Raw genomic sequence first — 20965 nt, 5'->3', positions numbered from 1 at the left:
CTAGGTGGCGGTAGTCACATGGCGTAACGGTCGCGGACGGAGTTTCGAACAGCCGCATCGCCGGAATGCCGCAGCGACGGGACGGGGCGACACGGCCCGCAGCGCGCATGGCGTCGGTGCGCAGAGCCGCAGGGAAGCGATCCTCCGGCCTATTAGGGCGCTGATGCACGTCGTCGAAATCCCCTCTGGCAGAGGCGGTTTTCAGCGGCAGCGGGGTGCGCGACCGTCTTTGATGTGTGCGTTCCGCCGCTCCGAGTCTCGGCCCCGGCCGAACTGAGCGGTTGCGGGTCCGGCCCCGGTGTGGCCTGGGCTGACAGCCCGCGCCCTGTCCATCTGAGAAAGATCGTCGGGCGCGGCCGCCGGCAACGTGCGGCCACCGACTCATTGATTGCCGGGTGTGGCCTTGGCCTCTCGCCTCGTCCAGTGTGGTGGCGGCCATGGCATCGTCGACCTCCGAGCGGTGGCGCTCGCAGAAGTTACGGTGGTCTGATGCACACGGCCAGCAGAGTGCGGTGACGACGGCGCCGTCAGCGACGGCGCACAGCCGAATCGGTGCCGATCCGGCGGGATCCTGCATGGGGCGGCACCTGATCGATACCTGCGGACGCGTCCGCTGCAGCCAACACGCAATCGGGGTGTCCCGTGGATGAGGTCCAACCGTTCACACCGTCGGTCGACTGGAGCAACGCCCTCGCCGACTCCCTGATCTGGATCGGCGAGGCATGGGCGATCGCCGCGTTGAGCACGGTCACCGCCTTGGCGCTCGTCGCCAGGTTCACCGTCTGGGGCCGGCAGTTCTGGGCCGTCACCGGCGCGTACTTCACGGGGCGCCGCAGCGTGCGACCCTGGCTCTCACTCGCCGCGATGCTGTTGTCAGTGGTCATCGGTGTGCGATTGAGCGTGCTGTTCAGCTATCAGGGCAATGACCTGTACTCCGCCGCGCAGACCGCGGTGGAGGGCCACGCGCTCGGCAATCAGGCGGTGAAAGGGTCTGGGATATCCGGCTTCTGGCTCTCGCTGCTGGTGTTCTCGGTGCTGGCCGCAATTCTGGTGACCAGAATCATGGTCGATCTGTTCATCACGCAGCGTTTCATGCTGGCCTGGCGAGCGTGGTTGACCGACCGGCTCACCGACGACTGGCTGGACGGGCGCGCCTACTACCGGCTGAGGTTCATCGACAACACCATCGACAACCCCGATCAGCGCATCCAGTCGGATATCGATGTCTTCACCGCGATCTCCGGACCGCAACCCAACACCCCGCACCAGACCAGTAACGGCACCCTGCTGTTCGGGGCGATCTCCTCGATCGTGTCCGTCGTGTCGTTCACCCAGATCCTGTGGAATCTCTCGGGTTCGGTGTCTCTGCTCGGTGTGGAGCTGCCACGCGCCCTGTTCTGGTCGGTGTTCGTCTACGTCACGTTCGCGACCGTCATCGCATTCTGGCTCGGACGTCCGCTGATCCGGCTCTCCTTCAACAACGAGAAGTTCAACGCGGTGTTCCGCTACGCGCTGGTCCGGCTGCGCGATGCTGCCGAAGCCGTTGCCCTGTACCGAGGTGAGAAGCCGGAACGCCGCGAGCTTCGCGCCCGGTTCTCACCGGTGGTGTCGAACTACAAGAGGTTCGTCAACAGGACCATCGTCTTCACCGGATGGAATCTGTCGATGAATCACATCATCATTCCGCTGCCGTGGCTGATCCAGGCACCTCGGCTTTTCGCCGGCCAGATCCAGCTCGGTGCAGTGATCCAGTCGGTGTCGGCCTTCGGGGCCATTCAGGACGCCCTGTCCTTCTTCCGCAATTCCTACGACGTCTTCGCCGGCTACCGCGCCGCCATCCTGCGACTCCACGGACTGGTGACCGCCGACGAGCAGAGCCGGGAACTGCCGGTGCTGGCGGTCGTCGCCGATGATCGTGATGGTGTCGATCTCAGCGCCGTCGAGGTGCGCGATCCAGCGGGAAGACAATTGCTCAGCGACCTCGACCTGAGCCTGAGCCGCGGAGAATCGCTGATCATCACGGGGAAATCAGGCACGGGCAAATCCACGTTGCTGCGCAGCCTGGCTCAGCTGTGGCCCTACACCTCGGGCACCATGCACTGCCCGGGCGGCGAGCACGAGACCATGTTCCTGTCCCAACTCCCCTACGTGCCGCTCGGAGACCTCCGGACGGTCGTGTCCTATCCGCGGGAGTCCGGAGACATCCCCGACGGCGACCTGCAGAGCGCGCTGGAGGACGTGGCGTTGCCGCGCTACACCAGTCGGCTCTCCGACGAGTTGGACTGGGCCAAGGTGCTCTCCCCCGGCGAACAACAACGCCTCGCGTTCGCCCGGGTGCTGTTGGCCAAGCCCAAAGCGGTGTTTCTCGACGAGGCCACCTCGGCGCTCGACGAGCCGCTCGAATTCATGATCTACAGTCTGGTGCGCCACGAACTCCCCGACACCGTGCTCGTCAGCGTCACCCATCGCAGCACCGTCGACCGACATCACCAGCAACGCCTGGAACTGTTGGGCGAAGGACGATGGCAGTTGAGTCGGGTGGACGGTACCGGCCCGCAGTAGCGGTGAAGTACTTGCGGATGCACTCAGATGCCGGCCCGCGGGCGCGTCATACGTCGACACGGCCGACGGGCCGGGCGCACACTGGTGCCATGGAGGTAGACCCGACACCGACTCGGCGGGCGTGATCGTGGCGGGTGGACCGGGCGACGGGCCGCGTCCCGTGCTGAGGGGTCTGTCGGACATCCGCGCTTTCTTCCACACCAACACCACACCGCTGTACTTCATCTCGCCGACTCCGTTCAACCTGCTGGGTATCGACCGTTGGGTGCGAAACTTCTTCTACCTGAACTACTTTGACTCGTTCGAGGGCGAGCACCCGCGGGTGTTCGTGCCTCGTCGGCGCGAGCGCATCGATTTCGGGTCGATGGGTGACGTGTGCAACCACCTCCTGCGCGATCCGGAAACACTGGATTTCGTCGCGCAACAGGGTGGCGGCAAGGCCTGCTTCGTGATGCTGGACGAAGAGACCCAGGCCCTTGCTCACGAAGCCGGGCTGGAGGTGATGCACCCACCGGTGGAGTTGCGCCATCGCCTGGACTCCAAGCTCGTCATGACGCGCCTGGCCGACGAGGCGGGCGTGCCGAGCGTGCCTCACGTGATGGGGCGGGTGGGTTCCTACGATGAACTGGCGACGCTCGCGCACAACGCCGGGCTGGGCGACGACCTCGTCATCGAGATCCCCTACGGCAACGCCGGAAGCGGCACCTTCTTCGTTCGCGGGCATGGCGATTGGGACCGGTGCGCCGGTGACCTCGGCGGGCGCGACATCAAGGTGATGAAGCGTATCCGCAACGTCGAGGTGTGCCTGGAGGGCGCCGTCACCCGCCACGGCACCGTGATCGGCCCCCCGATGACGAGTCTGGTCGGCTACCCGGAGGTGACCCCGGGCAAGGGCACCTGGTGCGGGAACGACATCTGGCGCGAAGTACTGCCGCCTGCCCAGACGCGCACCGCCCGGGAGATGGTCGGCAAACTGGGCGACGTTCTGCACCGCCAGGGGTACCGCGGCTACTTCGAGGTGGACCTGCTGCACGACCTGGACTCCGACCAGCTGTACCTCGGCGAGGTGAACCCGCGCCTGAGCGGCGTGAGCCCGATGACGAATCTGACCACCGAGGCCTACGCCGACATGCCGCTGTTTCTCTTCCACCTGCTCGAGTACCTGGACGTCGACTACGAAGTCGACATCGACGAGATCAACGCACGCTGGGAGCGTGGCTACGGCGAGCACGAGGTCTGGGGTCAGCTGATCATCTCGGAGACCTCACCGGAGGTGGAGCTCTTCACCGCCACCCCGCGCACCGGTGTGTGGCACCTCCATGACGACGGGCGCGTTTCCTTTGCGCGCCCCGGCAACGACTGGGCGACGCTGCTCGACGAGTCCGAGGCCTTCTACATGCGGGTCGCCGCGCCCGGCGAAATTCGTTGTGTGGGAGCGCAGCTCGGAGTGCTCGTCACCCGCGGACACCTGCAGACGGAGGACTACCAACTCACCGAGCGTTGCCGGCACTGGATCAACGGGATCAAGGCACAGTTCGCCTCGACTCCCCTGACGCCGGCCACGACGATGGTGTCGCGGCTCGTCGCACGAGCGTGAGCAGCGCCCCGGCCGGCATCTCCCTGGCCAACTGGCTGTCGCAACCTTACGCGCACTGGTCGTTCCAGCACGTCGAGGACTTCGTGCCGACCGCGGTGATCTCCCGCGGCACCGGGAAGGTCGCGGCGTTGCGCTCGGTCAGTACGCCGATCGCCGGCATCGAAGTGACCGACAGCGAGGCCACGCACACCACCGTCGGCGCGGTGCTGGCCCGCACCGCGACCGACGGATGGGCCGTCGCGCACCGCGATTCGATGATCACCGAGGCATATTTCGACGGCTTCACCGCCCACACCCGGCATCTGCTGTTCTCGGTGAGCAAATCGCTGGTGGCGGCCGTGGTGGGCGCCCTGCACGGCGGCGGCGCGATCGATCTCGACGCGCCGGTCACGTCCTACGTTCCCGCATTGGGAACCAGTGGCTACGCCGGCGCCACGGTACGCCAGCTGTTGGACATGCGGTCGGGTATCGCCTTCTCGGACAACTACCTTCACCCGACCGCCGAGATACACCTGCTCGACCAGGCGGTCGGATGGGCACCGCGCAGAGATCCGGAAGCCCCGTCCACGCTGCGTGGCTTCCTACTCACCCTCCGACAGAAGTCAGCTCACGGAGGGCCGTTCGAGTACCGCTCGTGCGAAACCGACGTCCTCGGCTGGATCTGCGAAATCGCGGGAGGTCAGCGGATGCCCGAACTGATGTCGGAACTGTTGTGGAGCAGTCTCGGCGCCGGAAGTGACGCCACCATCGGTGTCGACACCGACGGCACCGGCTTCTTCGACGGCGGTATCAGCGCGTGTCTGACCGACCTGATCCGGTTCGGGACGCTGTTCCTGCACGACGGTGTCTCGTTGACCGGCCGCCAGGTGGTTCCGGCGGCGTGGATCGCCGACACCCTGCAGGGTGGGCCCGACTCGCGAGAGGCGTTCGCCGCCGGCCCGGGCGAGAACACGATGCCCGGCGGGATGTACCGCAACCAGGTGTGGTTTCCCTATCCGGGCAACAACGTCGTGTTGTGCCAGGGTATGCACGGGCAGATGATCTACGTCAACCGCGCCGCCGAGGTGGTCGCCGCCAAGTTGTCCACCCAACCCGACGCCGGGGACCCGCGGATGCTGTCGGACATGTTGCGGGCGTTCGACGCAGTGGCACAGCAACTCTCCGGGACCACCGGCTGATCTGAGCTGCGCCTGCGTCAGCCGTTGAGGTCCAACTCGGTGTTGGGCGGGAACGGCTCGCCCCGGTGTTCGGCGCGTGCCTTCTGCCAGCCCAGCCGCCACATGCGGGCGGCGGCGAGGTGACCGGCATACGGGTTGTCGAGTGTGTCGGGGCAGGCCGCATGCCCTTCGCGGTACGCCCGAAGTAGCACGTGCTCCATGTCCGGGATTCTGTCAGTTTCCCGCGCCAACGTTTGTTTACGGGCCGGCTCCCTACGTCGGCTTGGGTCTCTACTCATACGCCACGCGGAACGGTGACCCCGGCGGACAATTGATGGTCCGACCGTCACACCTCGGAGGGAAGAAGCAATATGAGAATTCTGATCGTCTTGACCTCGCACGATGAACTCGGTGACACAGGGCGTAAGACGGGGTTCTGGCTCGAAGAGCTTGCTGCCCCCTACTACGCATTCAAAGACGCCGACGCCGAGATCGTTCTGTCCTCCCCGAAGGGTGGCCGGCCCCCGCTCGACCCGAAGAGCAATGAACCCTCCTCCCAGACCGACCTCACGCGTCGCTTCGAGTCCGACGCATCAGCCAACGCCCAGCTCGCCTCCACGGTGCGCCTGGACAGCGTCTCGGCCGAGGATTTCGATACCGTCTTCTACCCCGGTGGTCACGGGCCTCTCTGGGACCTCGCGGAGGATCCGGATTCGGTCGCGCTCATCCAATCGTTCTTGGCCGCCGGCAAACCCGTGGCGCTCGTCTGCCACGCGCCCGGCGTCCTTCGCCATGTGAAGAAGCCCGGCGGAGAGCCGCTCGTCGAGGGCATGAAGGTCACCGGTTTCGCCAACTCCGAAGAAGAAGCAGTCGGCCTCACCGACGTCGTGCCGTTCTTGGTCGAAGACGAACTCAAGGCCCTGGGGGGCGTCTACTCCAAGGGGCCGGATTGGGGCTCGTACGTCGTGACCGACGACCTTCTGATCACCGGGCAGAACCCCGGGTCCTCAGCGGAAGCTGCCGCCGTACTGATCAAGCGGTTGGCTTCGCAGAAGGGTTGATCGGATTGGGGCGGTGCCGTACCGGGTCTTTCGCCGAGGCCCGCAAGCACGACCACCGTCCATTTATCGGTCGCGAAAATGCTTGGCGCCAAGGTGATTGCGACTGCATGCGAGAGAGAGTGAGAATTCTTCGGAAACCTCGGTGCCGACGAGGTCGTCGATTGCGCCGCGGCGACTTCACGAAGAACGTCAGCGACATCGCATCCAAGTAGAGCAGACGTTCCTGCCCTAGGTAGTTCGGCGGCTCAGCTTGCGCCACACCCAGCTGGAGGGCACGTACCGTCCGTGTACGACGTACTCCCTGGTGGCGTCGACCAGGAGCGTGGCGTCGAGCAGGCGACGTGCAGACGGCCAGCCGACCAGCAGCAGCTCGTCGTCCGGAGCCAGCACGACATCATCGTTCGGTGCCAGCACAAAGCCCGCCTCGTCGCCACCCCCGGCTGCGCGGGCGAGCAGCAACGGGACCGCGTGCAGCGGTTCATCACGGTCATCCGGGTTGCGCAGCAGGTCCCCCAGTCGCGCCCCGCCCTCGGCGAGCCACATCGTCAAGGCCGGGGCCTCCGTCGCGGTCAGCCGTACTTTCCACACCGCCTGCAACCGCTCTCCGCACAGCAGCGTCAGTCGGTCGACGATGGCGGCGGCCCAGGCATCGTCGTGCCGGGGCACCTCACGCAGGAACCGCCACATCAGGGGCGTGGCCAGAAGCGCGTACACCTCGCGCGCGACAACGTCGGCCGGGACGAGTGTCGAGTCGACCTGCACGGCTGCAAAGAGCGGCGCACTGGCCGCCTTGTTCTGCCTCGCCGCGACGAACAACGTGGGGTTGGCCCGGCGGGCCGAAGCGATCAGCGAGAGATTGGTGGTGTCGTTGTCGGTGCCGGCCACGAACCCCGCGGCGCGTTCGATCCCTGCCCGGGTCAGTACACCTGGTTCGTAGCCGTATCCCACGACGGTGTCCGGGCCATGCTCGGCCACGTCTTCGGGCTCGACCACCGTCACGTCCAAACCCTCCGCGCGCAGGTCCTGGGTCACCTCCCGGCCGAAGCGCCCGTAACCGCAGATCACCCAGTGCCCCTTGGAAGGTGGGGAGCCACGGGGTGGCAGGCGGGCGCCCGGTCCGCTCTCCAGCCAGGTCATGAGCTGACAGGAGGCCGGGGCGCGCAGCGCCACCCGGAGGTGATCGCCGAATCGGTCGAACGGATTGACGACCGTCGGCGTGCCGAAAGCGCGCATCCGTTCCGCGGTCGTCGGCGAGACCGCTCGGCTGATCACGAGGAGGTCGGGCCGCAGCAACGCCGTGGCCTGCACGACCGCCAGATTGGCTTGATCGTCGTCGGTCAGCGCCAACACGCCCTCACAGGACGGCAGGTCCAGGCCGGCGACCGCGAGGTGTCCGGGGTCGCCGGCATCGGCAACGAGGCCGGGCACGTCCGCCCGGTACGAGTCCATGTCGAGGTCGTTGATTCGCTCGTCATCACTGTCGATCACCACGAAGCGCCGCCCCAGCGCATCCAGGGAGCGGGCAAGGAGTTCACCGGTGCGCCCGTACCCGACGATGAGCAGGAACGGTTCTCGCATCCGATCGACCTTGCGCGTGAAATGTTGCAGAGCGAGCGCCTGCCGGAAGCCACGTTCCTGCAACAGGGCCAGAAGTGACCCGATTGCGTACGCCCAGCCCACCACCGTCAGGTAGATCGAGATGGTCAACCACATGCGCTGGTTGTAGGTGAACGGGTACGGGATCTCACCGAAGCCGATCGTGGAACCGGTATAGCTCATCACATAGAAGGCGTCGAAAAAGCCCATGCGCCACGGGCGGCCCTGCGCATCCTGGCCGGGAATCAGTGTGAGGCCCAGCGTGGTGATCGCGAAAATCACGATCAGAACGATCAGCGGCACCCGCATCCGGCGCATCACCAAAAATATTGTGGCCGAGGCATTCCTGGAGGTCGCCATCGGCACCCGCCAGCGCGGCGCGCGACGCGCCGGCTCGGTGCCGAACAGGCGATACCAGAACAGCAGCAGCGGGTTGCTCACGGCTGGTTCCTAACGGCGCTGAAAAGACACGGTCTCGACCACCAGCAAGACGACCGACACTATGTTCGCGATCAGCGCGCCGCCGGACAGCGAAACCACGCTGGCGGTGGCCTCCCTGGTCAGTCCCTCGGTGGCGACGTAGGAGGCATATCCCCACACGAGCGCTGCGGAGATGAGCTGGAGGTCGGCGACCAGGCTTGTGGCCAGGTGTACGGCCCCGATCTGGGTACGGTCACCGAACTTGAGCACGGTCGCGATGAGGTTCACGACCACCGCGGCGTAGAGCTCGTAGCTGTTGTGCAGTGCGGGGTCGCCGATGTCGCCGATGAAGAAGCCGAAATTCAACGTCGCGGCGAAGAGCACGAAGAATCCGAAAACGACCTTCTCGAGGTTCATTCGCCCTCCTACGGTGCGCAGCCGTGATGGCACCGGAACGCATCGTAAGCACACACGTGGCTGGAATGGGCGGGGTTTGCGTGTCCGGGAAATCAAGAGCGCCCAGGAATAAACCACCGAGGGCAGCGTTGCGCAGGCTACGTTCAACTGAGGAGACGATTGATGGCACGACCGATCCGAGTCGGTGTGCAGCTGATGCCGGCGGGCACTCCCGATTATCGGACCTGGCGTCAAGCGGTGTTGTATGCCGAAGAACTGGGCACGGACGTGATCTTCGGGTACGACCACTTTCACACCCCGAGGGTGGCGGATCCCGCCGAGAACGACGACGTGCAGAACTTCGAGGGCTGGACCGCGCTGGCGTCGTGGGGCGAGATCACCACTCGTGCCGAGATCGGCCTGCTCGTCACCGGGATCGGCTACCGCAACCCAGACCTACTGGCCGACATGGCCCGCACCGTCGACCACATCAGCGGCGGTCGAGTGATTCTCGGCGTGGGTGCCGGTTGGTACGAAAAGGACTACAGCTCCTACGGCTATGACTTCGGCACGGTGAAATCGCGGATGGACCTGTTCGACGAGAGCCTGCTGCGGATCGAGAATCGGCTCACGCGATTGAACCCTGCCCCGGTGCGCAAGATCCCCATCCTGATCGGCGGCTCCGGCGCCAGTCGCACACTGCCCGCTGTCGCGCGACACGCCGACCTGTGGCACGCCCTGCTGCCGATCGACGACTACCGCGTCGCTACGGCACGGCTGGCAGAACTCGCGGACGAATCGGGTCGCCCCGACAGCGACATCGAGCGTTCAGTGAACTGGCAGGACGAGCGCGGCGCCGAGGAGTACCTGGCCGCCGGCGCGACGCTCTTTCTCACCGAGATCTGGCCTACGGAAGAGGGTTACGACTTCTCCACATTGGAGAAGATGCTGAGGTGGCGCGACGAGCAGGGCTGACTGACGCTTCCGGGAAGTCGCGGTACACCACGGAATTCACGCCCGGCACACGACTTGGGGAGCTCGGTCAGGACGAGACCTCGGCGGCAAGTCGGGCCAGGGTGTCGGACAGTTGATCTTTGGTGACCAACGGGAACTTCACCTTCTCGAGCAGCTTCTTATCGGTGACCTTCGACCAGTCGTAGGTGTGGCGCACCAGCGTCTCGTCGGGGCCCTGGGCCTCCAGCTCCCACAGCCACTCCCATCCGGGCGGCTCGGTGCCCGCGGGCGCGGTCTTCCAGGCCAGCAGCTTGTCCTTCGCATAACCGGACACGTGGTTGTCGGTCTTGTACTCGCCGCCCATGTGGTCGCCCTGCATGTTCATCGTGAACACCTCGCCGACCTTCTGTATCCGATCGGCGTGGTCCACACTGCGCACGAACCCGGAGCCATCGAGGGCCGGGTGCCGAGTGGGGTTGGACAGCACGTCGAAGATGACGTCGACGGGCGCCGTGATGGCTCGTTCGACAGTGACCTTTGCATCGTCGCTCATGGTCTCCACACTGCCGAAGGTTTCCCGATACGGCAACGTCGCCGGTCGCAGTCACCGGAGGACGCGGAAGCGCAGATGCGCAACGCCGGGTGCCTGAAGGACCCGTTCGAGCTCGAGATCGGGCTCGCCCGGCCCGAAACCATCGAACAGGCGCTCGCCGGAGCCGAGAATCACGGGGTTGACCTGCAAATCGATTTCATCGACAAGACCGGCTTTGATCGCCTGGCGGGCACAGGACGCGCCGCCGGCGATCGAGATGGCCTTGTCTGCGGCGGCCGCCGCGGCCTGGCGGTACGCGGATTCGATCCCGTCGGTGACGAAGTGAAAGGTCGTTCCGCCGCCCAACTCGACGGGGTCGCGCGCGTGGTGGGTCAGCACGAACACCGGGCAGTGGTAGGGCGGGACCTCACCCCACCACCCGTTCCAGTCTGAATTCCCCCAGTCGCCGCGGACAGGGCCGAACATGTTGCGCCCCATGATCGTCGCCCCGATGCCGTCCATCATGTCCGACACCACCTGCCGATTGACCGGGTGGTCCTTCTCAGGTCCGAGGTGCCAGCCGTGAAGTCTCTGGCCGCCGACCCCGAGAGGGTGGTCTTCGCTTTGATCGGGCCCAGCCACATATCCGTCGGCTGAGATCGACATCGAAAGATTGGTTCTGGGCACAGCGTCTCCGATCCGTTGGCGATCCCGGTGACCCTCATTCTGACTGCGGTGCGCCGGTAAACTCATCGGATTGTCCGGGCTACCTACCGGTGGGTTGGCTGACTCGGTACCCACAACGACGGAGGGAACGATGACCGCCGACACCGGGACCCGGGAACTGATCATGGACGCATTCGGCGACCAACTCGCGGCCACGGGCTACTCGGGCATCTCGCTGGCCGGCGTCGCCCGCACCGTCGGGATCCAGAAGCCGTCGATCTACCATCACTTCCCCGGCGGCAAACAGGACCTCTACGTGGCGGTCGCCGAGCGGTACATCGACACGCTCCACCGCCGGGTGCAGGTCGCCGTCGACACCGAAGGCGCCCTCGGCGATCGGCTCGGCGCGCTGGCGCGCGCATGAGGAGAGCATGCGCGGTCGAATGTTTCTTTCGAACAACGGATCTACGACGCGCTGGATCATGTGAGTGAACCGGCCAGGGACCACATGTCGCAGCTCTACGTCAGCAGGATCCTCGATCCCGTGGTCGGAATGTTCTCCGACGCGGTGGACGCGTGCGAGCTCGTCGGTGATCCCCAGTTCCTCACCAACGCATTCCTGCATCTCGTGCGGGCCACGGACATGGCGCCCGCCCACGCCGGTGAGCGTTGCCGGTGGTCAGGAGGTGGCCGCGAGTACTTTTCGAGCTTGTCGAGCTGTGCCTTGTAGCCCCATTTCAGGCCGAACGCGGCCAGCTTGGCCCCCGTTCCTCGAGTGGGCGGCGCGGGTCATCCGGGCCCACATCGATGGGGTGTAGGTCCCCGTTAGGGGCCGCGAGTGCCCCGGTATCTGACCGTCGCTTCGCCGGCCTCCGTGTCCGACGAGAAGCGTGAGGGCTGTCCGCCCGATGGGAGGCCAGTGCTCACGCTCCGGTTATCTCCATGCTGCGGCCGGCAGGTTCGGCCTTCGGCCGGCCCACAACCGATATGAGGTAAGACATCCCGAGCCGGCCACACTGAACTTGTACGGCGACTCACACTACGGGGAGCTGACGCGGCGACCTACGAATCTACTGGGCCGCAGCATTACTCAATCGAAACCATGCTGACTGGGAAGAGATGACAAAGTGTTGCAGGAGACAAGACAAGGCGAAGCTCAAATTCAGATCCCGCTGAGGTTACATCTGCGTATCCATTGCCGCCCTATATGTTCCAAGACGCACGCATGTATACCGCGTCGATTCGTGTCGACGCACGCGACTTGAAGGGCATCCTGCCTCAAGACCTCCATCCCCTACCCGGCTTCGAAGATGTTGTGACCATCGGTTTCAACAAGTTCGCGGCGCCCGAAAGCAACATCAGGCCCTACAACGAACTCACCATCGGGACGCCGGCGATGCTGAGAACACCAGCGCGAAAGGTCACCGGGCATTACGTGATCCAGATGTTCCTGGGCAGCGCCGCACCAGAGAGCGCTGTTTCCCCCATCATGGCGGGTCACCATCTCCTCGGAATGCCAAAGCGAGAAGGCGAATTCACTGTCAATGGCGACTTCGACGAGGCGGTGGCGATCCAGGTCAGGCGTCACGGGATTGACATCGTCAACGCCGATATCGTCAAGGGCGGCGCGCCGGCTGAACCCACGGCCTTGGCCAGAATGGTCGAGGAAGTTGCCTTCGTCCTCAAGGCGATTCCGAAGGCCGACGGCCCGGGATGGGACGTATTGCAGCTGGCGGGCCAACCGCTCGAAACGTCGGACAACTATGACGTTCATGACTGCCGAGGCGCACACATCACTTTCGCAGACAATCGGATAACTCTCGATACAGGACGGGCCCTTCACGTCAAGGAGGTCCTGAGCGCAACATTCACCCACATGGACTTCATGCTGGGATGGAGAGGGATAGTGCACGACTACCTCACGAAGTAGCATTGGGCGAGCCGGCTTATCCATTCACCCACGCCTATGCTGCTCCCCCGATCGCGCAACCGCCGGGAGGCTCAGATCTCGGCGCGAATTACCGCGGCGCATATCGCCGTGCGGCCACGCGGGTGCGCCGTGCACCCCACTGAGCTCAACGTGGGTCGGTCAGCGCGGGACCATCGACGTCGAATCCGTTCGCTGCCAGGAATCTGCGGATCTTACGGCGCGAGTCGAAGATGGTTTTGTACAGGGTGTTTCGTGACATTCCGTACTTGTCAGCAACGACGTTCGGCGGCTTTCCCTCGACTACGGCTTCGATGAACACGTCCCGCTGCCGGTCTGTGAGCTCGGTTGTCACCGCCTGTGTCACCGCTGTCATCATCTCGCGAGCCTCCGCGTAACGGCTCGGATTGTGGTGGACCCGGTCGGGAAAGTTGTCCCAGTCGTCGCGGTCCATCGGCGCGCGGGGTGTCCACGAATGGCGACGACGGCACTTGAGCTTGTTCGACAACTCGAGGGCAGCAAACGTGTATGCCCACGTGGTGAGCCGACTTTCGCCTCGGAAGCTGGGCAGCTTCGCCAATAATGCCAACAGCGCATCCGCTGCCACTTGATGGGCGAGGTCATTGACCTCCTTGCCGGTGAAGGTCCCACTTCTGCGATACAGCTCGCGACGGGCGGCGGTGAACAAGAACTCATGCATCCGCGTCACGGCGGAGCGGTGCCCGGGGCAGCTCTGGTCCAAGAGCTCTTGCAACCATTTCACTGAGTCGCCGTCGCGGCGCTCTGTAGGTAGGTGGCTACTCATTGCCTCTGAACCCCTTCGCTTCTCACCCGGTCGTCTCGCCTGCGGGCGTTGTAGACGGGTGCGAACCACCGATTGACGCGCATCGCTATCAGAAGCCCACGTGTGTTGGGCGCTGATCAAAGGTGAACTATCGCCCATTTTCGGACCTGTGAACGTCAGTTCGATATGCAATATATTGGACGGCCTGGGCGTATGTCAACGGCTGCGCCGGCACACTCTGGCTTCCAGCGGCATTCGGGCCGCGAAAAATGCAGGGCTGCGTGGGACTCGGGGACGGTAATACATCGACTGCCGGCGACACTCAGCCAGCGGACAGGCCCGGACCCACGTAGCCCGAGTTCTGCTGTCCGCCGAAGGATTCGTCGGCACAGTCTGCGAATCCAGCGGAAGGCACATCGACTGTGATCACTCAAGAATTGGAGCGAAATGTTCTCTGACAAGGCTGCCACGTCCGTGGACCGTCACGTGAGCGGTAACGGCGTAAGGCGCGCGATGCGTTGCGTAACTCGTTCACAAAGAAGGCGCCGCCGCAGGCATCTTTCGGTACTGATGACGGCGTTCGCGCTCGTCGTCGGATGCGCGGGAGGGAATGGCGCCGACTCTCCCGCCAGCCCTGCCGGCCGAACCCCCGGCGAGGTGCGGATATCCGGCGACGTCTACACGCCCATGACGCTCAGCGTTGCCACCCTAAAGAGCTACCAGCACCACACGCAGCCGGTCACAGTCGCGACAGATGGCGGAACGCGGCGCCATGTTTACATCGGAGCCACCGTGGAGTCGTTGCTGTTCACGGCAAATCCGCGCGGCGTCGATGGCAGGTCGCATCCGTTCTTGACCATTGCAGTCGTGGCAACCGGTGCCGACGGATACGCCGCAACTCTCGCGTGGACCGAGGTGCTAGCGGAGGACACTCCGTCACCAGCGCTCATTGCCTGGGCCGAGGACGGCACACCACTTGAACAGCCCCGTCTAGTTGTGCCCGGCGATCGCAACGGCGTGCGCCACGTCAAAGACCTCACCGAACTGAAAGTGGTTCAACTGGGATCGCCCGATCGTTCCTTTGGTGGCGATCGCCATCGCAAGAGGCAAAGGGGCACCGAAACGGGATAACGGCAAGGAGATCGAACGATCCGAGCCTATCGAGCGGCGCAGCCGCGGACCGGTTCAAAAGGCAGTAGGTGAGACCTGCCTGGCTCCCGTCGGCGGGATGACGACTCGCCGGCGCGGTCGGTAAGAACTCAACAGTCGACGACGCCAAGAAGCGGGATGTCCTGATGAAAACGTCAGAGGTACAGCGCATTACGGCGCCATCGTGTTCCGGCATGTAAGCACCGAGAGAGCTATCGCGAGGAGTGGAACGGTATGGCTGACAACAGAGGAGTAGAAGACCCGCGCACCGGTGGCTTGATACCGGAACGCGAGATCTTCGGGATCAGTGCCCGTTCGGCGGATCGAGGATTGGCACAACGTATCCGGGTCAATCAGGCCAAACTGCGCTCAGCATTGAAGGCGCAGTATGACTTTATCGTCTGTGGATCAGGGTCTTCAGGCTCGGTGGTGGCCCGTCGCCTCGCCGAAGACCCAACTGTGAGTGTGTTGCTACTCGAAGCAGGCCGTGACGATGATGTGGAAGCTGTCTCGCAGGCGCATTTGTGGCCTCTGAACATCGGCAGCGCGACGGACTGGAACTACACCGCCGAACCCAGCCCCAACCTCAACGGCCGGTCGATTCCGATGAACATGGGAAAGGTTCTTGGTGGCGGCTCGAGTATCAACGTGATGATGTGGGCACGTGGGCACAAGAACGACTGGGACTACTTTGCCTCTGAGGCGGGCGACGAAGCCTGGGGATACGACGCGGTGCTCGATATTTATCGGCGGGTCGAGGACTGGCGCGGCGCGCCTGATCCCGAACGTCGCGGTACCGGCGGCGTCGTGTACGTACAGCCGGCACCGGACCCACACCCGGTAGCTCCCGCGCTCGTGGCTGCCGCGGCGGAGGTGGGTTTGCCAACGTTCGACAGCCAGAACGGAAGGATCATGGAGGGCGGGGGTGGAGCGTCGCTCGCTGAGATTCGCGTCTGTGATGGTCTACGGCAATCGGTATTCCGTTCGTACACCTACCCGTACATGGACCGGCCCAACCTCACCGTGCTGACCCATGCCCTCGTGACGCGGGTGACGCTGAAGAATAGTTGTGCAATCGGCGTGGAGTTCCGCTACCGAGGCACGACGCACCGGATCCGGGCCGGTTCGGAGGTCGTCCTGTCTCTCGGCGCCGTCCAGACGCCAAAGGTATTGATGCTTTCCGGCATCGGTGATTGCCCTGAACTGAGTCGCCTCGGTATCACTCCCGTCCGACACCTTCCCGGTGTGGGCCAGAATATGCAGGACCATCCTGCCGTAGCTTCAGTGTGGGAGTCGCCGGAACCGGTGGTGCCCCGCAATAACGCGGGAGAGGCCGTCTACTTCTGGAAGAGCGATCCGGCTCTCGACACGCCAGATATTCAGACCTGCCAAATCGAGCGCGCGATGGCCAGTCCGGAAGCCGCCGCGCAATTCGGTCTCCCCGAGAACGGGTGGACATTAGGCGTAGGCGTTGTGCGGCCAGAGAGTCGAGGTAGCGTGCGCTTGACTGGCGCCGATCCGACCGACCCCGTTCGCATCGACCCCAACATGTTGTCCGCTCCCGCCGACATGGCCGCCGCGGTGGCCGGCGTGGAACTATCTCGCGAGATCGCCTACGCTGCCCCGCTACGTTCGTTCGTTAAACGCGAGGTGATGCCAGGGAACTTGAAGGGCCGGGAACTTGAACGGTTCATCCGAGACGCTACCTCTACCTACTGGCACCAGACATGCACCGCCAAAATGGGGCGCGACGAGATGTCGGTAGTCGACGGCCAACTGAGGGTGCATGGAGTGGATCGGCTGCGCATCGCCGATGGTTCGATCATGCCCCGCATCACCACCGGTAACACCATGGCACCTTGCGTGGTCATTGGCGAGCGCGCAGCTGAACTGCTCAAGGATGCGCACAGGCTTTAAGTCGTACCTGAGGACGACCCGCTCCGCGACGTTGAGGCTGACGCGCGGGGCGGGTCAACCTGGTGTTCTTTGTGGTAGCCGGGTGGCAGCTTCGTCCGCCGAGACTCATTGACCGAACTTCATTGCCGGCGGCTGACGGCCTGGCGGCATCATCCCTGCCAATGGCGTTGCGTAGGCGTGGTTCTGGGTGAGAACTGAAGTCTTCTGCGTCGATCAGGACGTGGCATGGACCCCGACGTGGTGCGTCGGAGCCGTGCCCGCACCCCCGCGGCTGTCGCCGGGCACATCGGAAACAACGACGTCACCATTCGAGGTGAGCTGTGAGCGCAGATGCCTGCGTGCCCGATGAAGGCGCGACGCCGCTGTACCCACCGGAATGCGCTCGATCGCAGCAACTTCGCTGATGGGATATTGGCAGACATCCGCGTAGAAGACGACCGTCTGAAAGCTCCTCGGTAGCCCAGCGATGCACTCCTTGAGCGAATCGTCCCCATGGCGTTGCAGCGCGACTGCTTCTGCGGATTGCGCAACGTCCACACCGTGAGCCGCATGCCCGTCCCAGGATCCGACGAGCGTTTCCTGCGGCCGCCGCGTCGCCCGTCGATGCATGTCGATCCAGATGTGCCTCATGATTCGCGCCATCCAGGCCAGGACGTTTGTTCCGGATTCGAACGATGAGAAGCTTGTCCACGCTCTGAGGTAGGTCTCCTGGATGAGGACCTCCGCGTCATAGGTGTTCCCGGTGTAGCGGAAGGCGATCCGCAAAAGGTCCTCGCGTACGGGTATGGCTTCGGCGCTGAAGCGTTGCTCGACCGAGCCGCGGCTCCGATCCTGACCTGTCGGTGTGTTTGACGCCGCGACATCCTGTTCTCCCCCACCTGCCACATCAACGGAATGATTGGCGCTGTCCATTGTTGTTCTCCTGTTCGTTTCGACGTCGGCGCGCGCCGGCATCCCTGATCGCCGGCGTCGTAGCGCCAGTTGTCGAATCGGGGATCCGGCCGCTGCACCCGTTCAAAGGGTCACGCGTGCCAGAACATGCCTTGTGTCGTCGAGCTCGTTCAGTTGGTCTCGCATTCGAGGCCGCGATCAGATGAGGACCAGCGGAAGGGCGGAGTCTCTGACCACGACATCGCTGCCTTTGGCCCCCGTGATATCGCTGTAGGTCGGTGAGGCCTCAACGACCGGGATTCGAACCCTTTGCAGCCGTGGCCCTGCGGATCTTACGACGTGAGGCGAAATCTCTTCTTACCCCACCCGCCCCTGACCCGCGGGCGTCGGACGTCGTTGTGCGGGAACGCACGCGGCGGTAATACATCGAGACGCGGCGACACTCTCTTCTACGGAGGGTCCCTCGGGTCCACCCTGAGCATCACCTGACGGTGTCCCGCAGTCCGCAGGGATCCACCGGAACATCCCGGGTTCTGTCCCGCTCGTAAGAATGGAGCAAAATGTTCTCCTACGACTCGCTTTTCATCGGCGGTGGCTGGATGAAGCCTTCGTCCAATGAGACCATCGCACTGGTGTCCCCCAGCACCGAGGAAGCCGTGGGGGTGGTGCCGTCCGCCGGTCCACGTGACGTGGATGCCGCGGTCGCCTCCGCTCGCGCTGCATTCGACGATGCCCAGGGGTGGTCCAGTTGGGAACCGGCGCGGCGGGCCGCTGCTCTCGAACAGTTGGCCGATGAACTGGCGGCACGCGCCGATGAACTTTCGCGCCGTGTCTCGTCACAGAACGGGATGCCAATCACTTTCTCACGCAATGTAGAGGCGGTCACACCCCCTCTGATACTGCGCTATTACGCGAGGACCCTGCGCAATAGCGATTTTGAGACCGCGCAGCCTCATTTGATGAGCGGGACCACGTTGGTCCGGAGCGAACCGATGGGAGTCGTAGCGGCCATCGTGCCATGGAACTATCCGCAATCCCTCGCTGCGTTCAAGTACGCCCCAGCGCTTGCCGCGGGTTGCACCGTGGTGCTCAAACCTTCCCCTCAGACGCTGCTCGACAGCTACACCTTCGCGGAAGCCGTTTCGGCAACCGATATTCCACCGGGTGTGGTCAATGTCGTGGGTGGTAGCGCCGAGGCGAGTGCTCACCTCGTCGAGCATCCCGACGTAGACAAGGTGGCGTTCACGGGCTCGACAGAGATCGGACGCCAGATCGGCCAGGTGTGTGGTCGCCTTTTCCGACCGGTCACTCTGGAATTGGGGGGAAAGTCGGCAGCAATCATTCTTGACGATGCCGACCTCGACCTTTCCGTGATCGGCGAGCGACTCTTCGAAGCGATGCTGCTGAACAACGGTCAAACCTGCTTCCTGTGCACGCGCATCCTCGCCCCCGCAAGTCGTTATTCCGAGGTCATCGACACTCTTGCCGCCTTAATCTCATCGCTTCAGGTGGGAGACGCACTCGATCCCGCTACTCAGATCGGACCCATGGTCTCTAGCGCACACCGTGACCGGGTCCAGCGCTACATCGAGAAGGGCATACACGAAGGGGCGCGGTGTGTCGCAGGCGGAAACTCCGGAGACTATGAGAGCGGATGGTTCGTTCAGCCAACACTTTTCGCTGATGTGGACAATAGCGCGACGATCGCGCAGGAGGAGATCTTTGGGCCGGTCCTGTCGGTCATCGGCTATACCGACATCGACGACGCCGTGCGCATCGCCAACGACTCGGCCTACGGGCTCGGTGGGACCGTTTGGACCTCCGATCCAGACCGAGGCAAGGCCGTCGCCCGCCGGATCCGGACCGGCACCGTCGGCGTCAACCGCTACCAACCCGATATCGGAGCACCGTTCGGTGGCGTGCGCAGCAGTGGGATTGGACGCGAGTTGGGCCCTACCGCAATGGATAACTACATGCACGTCAAGGCGATCTACGCATAACCGGTGTGGCAGAACAGCGCCAGGCCAGTGTTGCGGTGGCGATCGATCCGCAACCAGATATGAATTCGACAGAGGAGTTTGGATGAAGAGTTATGCCACTGGCGCCGTCGCCGACGTGTTCGCAGATCCCACGGCGTACGCCGACGAGGACCGCCTGCACGCGGCGCTGACTCACCTGCGGGACAAGCGCCCCGTGGCGTGGGTCGACAAGGCGCCGTACCGGCCGTTCTGGGCGGTCACCAAACACGCTGACATCAGTGGTATCGAACGCGACAGCGACCTGTTCATTTCCTCATCCCGCGCCGTACTGGCCGCCAGCCAGGAGGACGATCTCGCTGCAGCTGACCTCGAGGCCGGCATCGGTCTTCGCACACTGATGCGTATGGACGGTCGGAGCCATCGCAAGATGCGGGCGATCGCCGCCGACTGGTTCCGACCGAAGGCCCTGCGTGACCTCGAGGAGCGCGTCGACACGCTCGCCGCACGCTACGTTGACCGCATGCACGACATCGGCCCCGAGTGCGACTTTGTCCCCGACATCGCGGTCAATTTCCCTCTCTACGTGATCATGTCGCTGCTCGGCATCCCTGAGCGCGACTTCCCCCGCATGCTCCGACTGACCAGGGAGATGGTCGGCGGGGACGATGCCGAGTACCGACGCAACAACAATCCTCAGGGACGAGTAGCGATCATCGCCGACTTCTTCCAGTACTTTTCCGAGCTGACGCTGTCGCGACGAAGAACTCCGACCGGGGACATGGCATCGGCGATCGCCAACGCGCGCATCGACGGCGCGCTGCTGTCGGACGCTGACGCCGCGTCCTACTACCTACTCATCGCCGTCGCCGGCCACGACACCACCAAGGCCGCCCTGAGCGGCGGCCTGCTGGCATTGATCGAAAACCCCGGCGAGCTGGCCCGGCTCCAGAGTGACCCGGGGCTGATGGGCACCGCCGTTGAGGAGATGATCCGATGGTCCACGCCGGTCAAGGAGTTCATGCGGACCGCGGCCGCCGACACGATGGTTCGCGGAATCCCGATAGCCAAGGGAGAATCGGTGTATTTGGCATACGCGTCCGGCAACCGCGACGAGGAGGTCTTCGACGATCCGTTCCGGTTCGACGTTGGCCGCGTACCGAATAGACACCTTGGCTTCGGTAGAGGCGTCCACTTCTGCCTGGGCGCGCCGCTGGCGCGCATGGAGATGAATAGTCTTTTCAGTCGGTTGATCCCCCGGTTGGACCACATCGAGTTGGCGGGCAGGCCCGAGTTCTTGGCCACCACCTTTGTCGGGGGCCTCAAGCACCTACCGATCCGCTACTCGATGCGCTGAGGTTGCGCAGGATGTACGAATCA

19 protein-coding genes are annotated in these 20965 nt (G+C 64.2%); 12 read left to right on the top strand and 7 right to left on the bottom strand.

What is annotated here, in order from left to right:
• Window positions 1-642 precede the first annotated feature (642 nt).
• The 3 genes from MVA01S_RS04830 (at window position 643) to MVA01S_RS04820 (ending at window position 5337) form a co-directional block, all read left to right on the top strand.
• Window positions 643-2562 (top strand): ABC transporter ATP-binding protein/permease, encoded by a 1920-nt coding sequence (locus tag MVA01S_RS04830; protein WP_003932474.1) that lies wholly within the window; start codon window positions 643-645, stop codon window positions 2560-2562.
• A 121-nt stretch (window positions 2563-2683) separates the two neighbouring features.
• Entirely contained in the window at window positions 2684-4159 is a 1476-nt protein-coding gene (locus tag MVA01S_RS04825; RefSeq protein WP_003932473.1) for a biotin carboxylase, read from the top strand.
• Window positions 4156-5337, top strand: coding sequence for a serine hydrolase domain-containing protein (locus MVA01S_RS04820; RefSeq protein WP_003932472.1), 1182 nt, complete (start codon window positions 4156-4158; stop codon window positions 5335-5337). The genes MVA01S_RS04825 and MVA01S_RS04820 overlap by 4 nt, the downstream gene beginning before the upstream one ends.
• A gap of 17 nt (window positions 5338-5354) precedes the next feature.
• Here MVA01S_RS04820 and MVA01S_RS04815 read toward each other — a convergent pair whose 3' ends face one another.
• Complete coding sequence (locus tag MVA01S_RS04815; RefSeq protein WP_003932471.1) at window positions 5355-5537, bottom strand: ribosome modulation factor; 183 nt, start codon at window positions 5535-5537, stop codon at window positions 5355-5357.
• Between the two features lie 150 nt (window positions 5538-5687).
• Here MVA01S_RS04815 and MVA01S_RS04810 point away from each other — a divergent pair, with 150 nt between their 5' ends.
• Window positions 5688-6377, top strand: coding sequence for a type 1 glutamine amidotransferase domain-containing protein (locus tag MVA01S_RS04810; RefSeq protein WP_003932470.1), 690 nt, complete (start codon window positions 5688-5690; stop codon window positions 6375-6377).
• A gap of 228 nt (window positions 6378-6605) precedes the next feature.
• Here MVA01S_RS04810 and MVA01S_RS04805 read toward each other — a convergent pair whose 3' ends face one another.
• Window positions 6606-8414 carry a potassium channel family protein gene (locus MVA01S_RS04805; RefSeq protein ID WP_003932469.1) on the bottom strand — a complete coding sequence of 603 codons (1809 nt, stop codon included), beginning with the start codon at window positions 8412-8414 and terminating at the stop codon, window positions 6606-6608.
• A 9-nt stretch (window positions 8415-8423) separates the two neighbouring features.
• Window positions 8424-8810 (bottom strand): DUF6394 family protein, encoded by a 387-nt coding sequence (locus MVA01S_RS04800; RefSeq protein ID WP_003932468.1) that lies wholly within the window; start codon window positions 8808-8810, stop codon window positions 8424-8426.
• 162 nt (window positions 8811-8972) lie between these two features.
• Here MVA01S_RS04800 and MVA01S_RS04795 point away from each other — a divergent pair, with 162 nt between their 5' ends.
• Window positions 8973-9764 (top strand): LLM class F420-dependent oxidoreductase, encoded by a 792-nt coding sequence (locus MVA01S_RS04795; RefSeq protein ID WP_003932467.1) that lies wholly within the window; start codon window positions 8973-8975, stop codon window positions 9762-9764.
• A 67-nt stretch (window positions 9765-9831) separates the two neighbouring features.
• Here MVA01S_RS04795 and MVA01S_RS04790 read toward each other — a convergent pair whose 3' ends face one another.
• Window positions 9832-10296, bottom strand: coding sequence for an SRPBCC family protein (locus MVA01S_RS04790; RefSeq protein WP_003932466.1), 465 nt, complete (start codon window positions 10294-10296; stop codon window positions 9832-9834).
• A gap of 51 nt (window positions 10297-10347) precedes the next feature.
• Window positions 10348-10962, bottom strand: coding sequence for a dihydrofolate reductase family protein (locus MVA01S_RS04785; protein WP_040542409.1), 615 nt, complete (start codon window positions 10960-10962; stop codon window positions 10348-10350).
• A 130-nt stretch (window positions 10963-11092) separates the two neighbouring features.
• Between MVA01S_RS04785 and MVA01S_RS31715 the strand changes: the two genes are divergently transcribed.
• The 3 genes from MVA01S_RS31715 to MVA01S_RS04770 all read left to right on the top strand — a co-directional run bounded on the left by MVA01S_RS31715 (window position 11093) and on the right by MVA01S_RS04770 (window position 12871).
• A complete protein-coding gene (locus tag MVA01S_RS31715) occupies window positions 11093-11365 on the top strand; it encodes a TetR/AcrR family transcriptional regulator (RefSeq protein ID WP_051015346.1) in 273 nt (90 codons plus the stop codon).
• Window positions 11366-11425: 60 nt separating this feature from the next.
• Window positions 11426-11671: a hypothetical protein gene (locus MVA01S_RS31710; protein WP_051015345.1), complete on the top strand. Its 246-nt coding sequence runs from the start codon at window positions 11426-11428 to the stop codon at window positions 11669-11671.
• A gap of 465 nt (window positions 11672-12136) precedes the next feature.
• Window positions 12137-12871, top strand: coding sequence for an acetoacetate decarboxylase family protein (locus MVA01S_RS04770; RefSeq protein ID WP_255251676.1), 735 nt, complete (start codon window positions 12137-12139; stop codon window positions 12869-12871).
• A gap of 145 nt (window positions 12872-13016) precedes the next feature.
• Here MVA01S_RS04770 and MVA01S_RS30205 read toward each other — a convergent pair whose 3' ends face one another.
• Window positions 13017-13568 carry a sigma-70 family RNA polymerase sigma factor gene (locus MVA01S_RS30205; RefSeq protein ID WP_157895618.1) on the bottom strand — a complete coding sequence of 184 codons (552 nt, stop codon included), beginning with the start codon at window positions 13566-13568 and terminating at the stop codon, window positions 13017-13019.
• Window positions 13569-14222: 654 nt separating this feature from the next.
• Between MVA01S_RS30205 and MVA01S_RS30200 the strand changes: the two genes are divergently transcribed.
• On the top strand, window positions 14223-14783 hold the full coding sequence (locus MVA01S_RS30200; RefSeq protein ID WP_081529145.1) for a molybdopterin-dependent oxidoreductase: 561 nt from the start codon (window positions 14223-14225) through the stop codon (window positions 14781-14783).
• 252 nt (window positions 14784-15035) lie between these two features.
• Entirely contained in the window at window positions 15036-16718 is a 1683-nt protein-coding gene (locus MVA01S_RS04760) for a GMC family oxidoreductase (RefSeq protein ID WP_081529144.1), read from the top strand.
• A 213-nt stretch (window positions 16719-16931) separates the two neighbouring features.
• On the opposite strand, the gene MVA01S_RS04755 is transcribed toward MVA01S_RS04760, so the two are convergent.
• Complete coding sequence (locus MVA01S_RS04755; RefSeq protein WP_157895617.1) at window positions 16932-17630, bottom strand: RNA polymerase sigma factor; 699 nt, start codon at window positions 17628-17630, stop codon at window positions 16932-16934.
• A 539-nt stretch (window positions 17631-18169) separates the two neighbouring features.
• Here MVA01S_RS04755 and MVA01S_RS04750 point away from each other — a divergent pair.
• Entirely contained in the window at window positions 18170-19609 is a 1440-nt protein-coding gene (locus MVA01S_RS04750) for an aldehyde dehydrogenase (RefSeq protein WP_003932458.1), read from the top strand.
• Between the two features lie 82 nt (window positions 19610-19691).
• On the top strand, window positions 19692-20942 hold the full coding sequence (locus MVA01S_RS04745) for a cytochrome P450 (protein WP_003932457.1): 1251 nt from the start codon (window positions 19692-19694) through the stop codon (window positions 20940-20942).
• The last annotated feature ends 23 nt before the right edge of the window (window positions 20943-20965 follow it).

The sequence above is a fragment of the Mycolicibacterium vaccae NBRC 14118 = CIP 105934 genome (genome assembly GCF_001552715.1).
Taxonomy (GTDB): domain Bacteria; phylum Actinomycetota; class Actinomycetes; order Mycobacteriales; family Mycobacteriaceae; genus Mycobacterium; species Mycobacterium vaccae.
This window is presented reverse-complemented; position numbering and strand designations above follow the sequence as displayed.

Coding starts and splice junctions, on each gene's coding strand:
- MVA01S_RS04815 (WP_003932471.1), bottom strand. CDS start 5,537: ATGGAGCACGTGCTACTTCGGGCGTACCGCGAAGGGCATGCGGCCTGC.
- MVA01S_RS04810 (WP_003932470.1), top strand. CDS start 5,688: ATGAGAATTCTGATCGTCTTGACCTCGCACGATGAACTCGGTGACACA.
- MVA01S_RS04800 (WP_003932468.1), bottom strand. CDS start 8,810: ATGAACCTCGAGAAGGTCGTTTTCGGATTCTTCGTGCTCTTCGCCGCG.
- MVA01S_RS04795 (WP_003932467.1), top strand. CDS start 8,973: ATGGCACGACCGATCCGAGTCGGTGTGCAGCTGATGCCGGCGGGCACT.
- MVA01S_RS04790 (WP_003932466.1), bottom strand. CDS start 10,296: ATGAGCGACGATGCAAAGGTCACTGTCGAACGAGCCATCACGGCGCCC.
- MVA01S_RS31715 (WP_051015346.1), top strand. CDS start 11,093: ATGACCGCCGACACCGGGACCCGGGAACTGATCATGGACGCATTCGGC.
- MVA01S_RS30205 (WP_157895618.1), bottom strand. CDS start 13,568: ATGCATGAGTTCTTGTTCACCGCCGCCCGTCGCGAGCTGTATCGCAGA.
- MVA01S_RS30200 (WP_081529145.1), top strand. CDS start 14,223: ATGACGGCGTTCGCGCTCGTCGTCGGATGCGCGGGAGGGAATGGCGCC.
- MVA01S_RS04760 (WP_081529144.1), top strand. CDS start 15,036: ATGGCTGACAACAGAGGAGTAGAAGACCCGCGCACCGGTGGCTTGATA.
- MVA01S_RS04755 (WP_157895617.1), bottom strand. CDS start 17,630: ATGGACAGCGCCAATCATTCCGTTGATGTGGCAGGTGGGGGAGAACAG.
- MVA01S_RS04750 (WP_003932458.1), top strand. CDS start 18,170: ATGTTCTCCTACGACTCGCTTTTCATCGGCGGTGGCTGGATGAAGCCT.
- MVA01S_RS04745 (WP_003932457.1), top strand. CDS start 19,692: ATGAAGAGTTATGCCACTGGCGCCGTCGCCGACGTGTTCGCAGATCCC.